At 68.5% G+C, this 3,463-nt stretch carries 4 protein-coding genes; all 4 read right to left on the bottom strand.

The window, feature by feature from the left end:
• Positions 1–15: 15 nt before the first annotated feature.
• Positions 16–315: a PE family protein gene (locus tag VML93_RS32050; protein WP_325616860.1), complete on the bottom strand. Its 300-nt coding sequence runs from the start codon at positions 313–315 to the stop codon at positions 16–18.
• A gap of 45 nt (positions 316–360) precedes the next feature.
• Positions 361–1,611 carry a PPE family protein gene (locus VML93_RS32055; RefSeq protein WP_325616862.1) on the bottom strand — a complete coding sequence of 417 codons (1,251 nt, stop codon included), beginning with the start codon at positions 1,609–1,611 and terminating at the stop codon, positions 361–363.
• 427 nt (positions 1,612–2,038) lie between these two features.
• The gene (locus VML93_RS32060) at positions 2,039–3,241 is read right to left on the bottom strand and encodes a PPE family protein (protein WP_325616863.1); all 1,203 of its coding nucleotides are present in this window, start codon (positions 3,239–3,241) and stop codon (positions 2,039–2,041) included.
• Positions 3,242–3,261: 20 nt separating this feature from the next.
• On the bottom strand, positions 3,262–3,463 hold a 202-nt coding region (locus tag VML93_RS32065), incomplete at its 5' end, for a PE family protein (RefSeq protein ID WP_325616865.1).

Raw genomic sequence — 3,463 nt, forward strand, 5'->3', positions numbered from 1 at the left:
ATTGGTTCTCCCCTTTTAACCGGCCGCGGCCGCGTTGGCGGCCTCGGTGGCCAGGTAGGACCCCGAGCTGATGCCCAAGGTGGTGACGAACAACTGGTGAATGGCCTCGGCCTGCGCGCTGACCGCCTGATACACCTGGGCATGCGCGGCGAACTGGGCCGCGGTCAGCGCCGAGACCTCATCGGCGGCCGCGGGCACCACACCCGTCGTCGGCGCCGCGGCAGCGGCATTCTGGGCGCTCAACGCCGAGCCGATGCCCTGCAACGAGCCGGCCGCCGCCGCCAGAGCCTCGGGTTGCGCAGTCACAAATGACATGGGATTTCCTCCTGTAATTGGCTGATCGTTGCTGTGGGCATGGGCTTATCCGGCTGACGGTGGACGGGCGAGCACGTTGTAGCGGACTCCGTATCGGATGCCCATGTTGCCGGTGCGCTGTGCGGCCCGCGTTCCGACCGGCATTCCGCCCAGCGCGGCGTTCATCGGAGGTTTCCCGCCCGGCTCGCCGCCGAGGACGCTCGTGCTCACCAGTTTCGTGGCGGCTCCTTCGGTCGTGCCCGGCGCGCCGCCGGTCCAGCTCACCGGTACCGACAGCCCACCGATCCTGGCGCCCGACGAGATCGTTGCCGACACCCCATGCGCCGCGTGCGGGCCGGCCCAACCGCCCGCGCCCAGGGCGGCGAATTGCGGTGTCGGGAACCAGGCACCACCCGAACCGGCCGTCGTTCCCAACGGGCCGTTGAACGTCTGCTGCCCGATCGACCAGCCGAAGCTGGCCATACCGTTCGAAAAATAGGCCAGGCCTTCGGTTTGTTTGAGAATTGCGGTGTACTGGGCCGGGGCCAGGCCCAGCCAGTTGTTGGTCGGGGTAGGCAGGCCCTGCGTGAGCAAATTGGTGATCGTGTCTTGAACCAACGACAACGGCCACGGCAGCGTGCTGGCCGCCGGCGACGCGAGGGATTGCGCCGGCGACGCAGCCCCGGAGAGCAACTGCGGGATCGTCGCGGCGATGGTCTGGGCGGAGTTGCCGGCCGGGGTGGCGGTGGCTTGGGCAGTCGCCTCGGATTGGCCGGTGGCTGCGCCCGGGGTGGTGGTGTTGGGCGGATCCGTGAACTGGGCCAATTGGGTGGCCAGTGCCGAGGAGGCGGCATAGCCGTACATGGCGGCGGCGTCCTGGGCCCACATTTCCATGTACTGCGCCTCGGTGGCCGCGATCGCCGCGCTGTTCTGCCCGAAGAAGTTGGTCGCGATCAACGTCATCAACAACACCCGGTTGGCCGCGATCACCGGCGGGGGCACCGTCATCGCAAACGCGGTCTCATAGGCGGCCGCGGCCGCGCGGGCCTGGCTGGCGGCATCTTCGGCCTGAGCGGCCGACGCGCTGATCCAACTCACATACGGGGTGACCGCGGCCATCATCGCCTGCGACGCCGGACCCAGCCACGGCGAACTGGTCAGCTCGTCAACCACCGATGCGTAACCCGATGCGGCCGTGCCCAATTCGGCCGCCAACCCATCCCAAGCCGACGCCGCGGCCATCATCGGGCCCGATCCGGGACCGGAATACATCCGGCCCGAATTGATCTCCGGCGGTAGCGCCCCGAAATCCAGCACCTACGAACCACCGAATCCGAACGACATGGGTTTGCTCACGCTGTGCCTTCACTTGAATGACCTTCAGGAAGTTGCCTTCGTGAGAGGCTAATTCGCCACGCTCCCCCGTCCCGGTCTCCGATGCGGCCCGGGGACAGCACCGCCGGAACCACTCGTCGGTGGCCGTGGCAGTGCCCGCAGGTAGCGCTAAACGGCCCGGAACGACCCAGATGGGGCCATCACCTGGGGTAACGGACCGATAACGTCAGCCATTGACGTTTGCGGTGGCCGCTCACCGGGCCGCCGCGGGACGTGCCCAGGGCAGCAGAACACCCGCCGCGGAGTAAAAATCCGGTCGGAGCAAAGTCACCGGCGCAGCGGGTAAGCAGACGTAAAGCCCCCATTTCCGGGCGGAAATGGGGGCTTTACGTCTGCTGGGCGTGTCAGGCTACCCGGCGGACATCGGCCGGGCCATGATGGTGGGCTTGAACCCGTAGCGCGGACCGGTACCGGCGCCGCGCGCGGCGCCCGTTCCGCCGATGGGCATGCCGCCCAGCACGTTTCCGGCTCCGGATTCGCCCGAGGTGATGGGCTCGCTGATGGCCTGTACCGCCGGGCGGACCGTCGCCGGCGTCGTGGTGCCGCTCCAGGAGGACGGAACGGCCAGGTGTCCGACGTGCGAGGCGTTGCCCAACCCGGCGGCCACCGGGCTGCCGGCAGCACCGAGCGCTCCGCCCAGGCCCGGGGGCTTGGCCGCCGCAGCGGCCGCGGGGGCAGCACCGCCCAGCCACCCTGCCGACTTGGCGATCTGCGTACCGAAGTTACCCATACCGACACTGAAGTACGGCAGACCCTCGGTGTTGTAGAAGAAGCTCGCGAACGGCGCGTAGCCGTTGACCAAAGCCCCGAGGTTGCTGGGCAACACGGTCTGGCCGGTCAACAAGAACCAGATCTCCGAAATCGGACTGTTCGCCGAGAGCGCGTTGACCGCCGACTGAATCTGGGTAGGCGAGCCCGACCCCAGCGACTGCAGGAGTTGCTGCAGTTGGCTCTGGATCGAGGCGGCCGGGGTGGCCGAAGCCGCCGCGGTCGCCGCGGCCTGATTGGCCGTCCCCGACGGGTTAGCGATCTGCGGCGCGTTGGTGAACAACGCGATCTTCGACGCCGACGCAGACGACCCTGCATAGCTGGACATGGCCCCCGTGTTCTGAGCCCAGAACTCCGCATACTGGGCTTCCAGCTGCGCGATGATCCCATTGTTGATGCCGAACATGTTGGTCTGCATCGCCTGCGCCAGCGTGGCACGGTTGGCCGCGATCAACGGCGGGGGCACCACCGAGGCGAACACGGTCTCGAATGCGGCCGCTGCCGACATGGCCTGCGCGGCGGACTGCTCGGCCTGACCGGCCGTGGTGGCCAACCAAGTCACATACGGTTGGACCGCGGCGGCCATCGCCGCCGAGGCCGGCCCCAGCCACTCCTCGCCGGCCAGCTGCAGCACCACCGCGCTGTAGCCCTGCGCCGTGTTGGCCAGCTCGGCGGCCAGCCCATTCCACGCCGACGCGGCGGCCACCATCGATGACGACCCCGGGCCGGAGTAGATCAGCCCGGAGATCACCTCGGGCGGCATTCCGGCAAATCCGATTGACATTGGTTCTCCCCTTTAACCGTTTAACCGGCCGCGGCCGCGTTGGCGGCCTCGGTGGCCAGGTAGGACCCGGAGCTGATGCCCAAGGTGGTGACGAACAACTGGTGAATGGCCTCGGCCTGTGCGCTGACCGCCTGATACACCTGGGCATGCGCGGCGAACTGGGCCGCGGTCAGCGCCGAGACCTCATCGGCGGCCGCGGGCACCACACCGCTGGTGGGCGCC

The organism is Mycobacterium sp., from assembly GCF_035499775.1.
Taxonomy (GTDB): domain Bacteria; phylum Actinomycetota; class Actinomycetes; order Mycobacteriales; family Mycobacteriaceae; genus Mycobacterium.

Coding starts and splice junctions, on each gene's coding strand:
- VML93_RS32060 (WP_325616863.1), bottom strand. CDS start 3,241: ATGTCAATCGGATTTGCCGGAATGCCGCCCGAGGTGATCTCCGGGCTG.
- VML93_RS32050 (WP_325616860.1), bottom strand. CDS start 315: ATGTCATTTGTGACTGCGCAACCCGAGGCTCTGGCGGCGGCGGCCGGC.